The sequence below is a fragment of the Bradyrhizobium sp. 33ap4 genome (assembly GCF_032654765.1).
Lineage (GTDB): Bacteria > Pseudomonadota > Alphaproteobacteria > Rhizobiales > Xanthobacteraceae > Bradyrhizobium > Bradyrhizobium australafricanum.
The window spans coordinates 1-1,078 of sequence record NZ_JAUMTJ010000185.1 but is presented as its reverse complement, the minus strand read 5'-3'; the positions used below and the strand labels follow the sequence as shown (position 1 = coordinate 1,078).

General features: G+C 63.5%; 1 protein-coding gene. It reads left to right on the top strand.

Annotation, left to right across the window (positions count from 1 at the left end):
- Positions 1-56 precede the first annotated feature (56 nt).
- On the top strand, positions 57-1,078 hold a 1,022-nt coding region (locus Q2M23_RS43620), incomplete at its 3' end, for an IS5 family transposase (protein WP_316399524.1).

Below are 1,078 nucleotides of genomic sequence, written 5' to 3'. Positions count from 1 at the left end.
TCGCCGCCGACCGAGGATCATGATTCATTGGCTCCGACGAGATTCGGAGATGGTGCGTGCGCGGCGGCGACAATCGAACGGGCGAGCTGTTCAGCTACGTCGACCTGGAAGCAAGGGTGCGGCGTGATCATCCGCTGCGAGGGATCCGGACGATCGTGAACGAGGCGCTGGCGGCGCTGGAGCACGAGTTCGCCGCCCTTTATTCGCCGATTGGACGGCCGTCGATCCCGCCGGAGAAGCTGCTGCGGGCGATGCTGTTGCAGGCGTTTTATTCGATCCGCTCGGAGCGACTTCTGATGGAGCGGTTGGAATATGATTTGCTGTTCCGCTGGTTCGTCGGAATCGGAGTCGACGATGCAGCCTGGGACCATTCGGTATTCTCGAAGAACCGCGACCGGCTGCTGGAAGGCGACATCGCGGCGAAGTTCCTGGCGGCGGTGCTGGCGCAGCCCAGGGTGAAGAAGCTTCTGTCGAGCGATCACTTCTCGGTCGACGGCACGCTGATCGAGGCCTGGGCCTCGATGAAGAGCGTCAAACCGAAGGATAGCTCCGGCGAGCCGCCGGCCCAAGGCGGCGGGCGCAATGCTGAAGCGAACTTCCATGGCCAGAAGCGCTCCAACGACACCCATGCTTCGACCACCGATCCGGAGGCCAGGCTCTACCGCAAGGGGAAAGGCAAGGAGACGAAGCTGTGCTTCATCGGGCACGGGCTGATGGAGAACCGCCACGGCTTGCTGGTCGACGCCTGCCTGACGCAGGCCGGTGGGCATGCCGAACGGGTGGCCGCGCTGCACATGATCGAGCCTCGTGCCGATCGACCGACAGCGATCACGCTTGGTGCCGACAAAGCCTACGATGCAGAAGACTTCGTCAACGAGCTGCGCTCGATGAACGTGACGCCGCATGTTGCGCAGAACACCGGCGGCCGTAGCTCTGCGATCGACGGGCGTACGACCCGGCACGGCGGTTATGCTGTCAGCCAGCGCATCCGCAAGCGGATTGAGGAGGCATTCGGCTGGATCAAGACGGTCGCCGGGCAAGAGAAGACCAGATTCCGTGGCCGTGATCGGGTCGGATG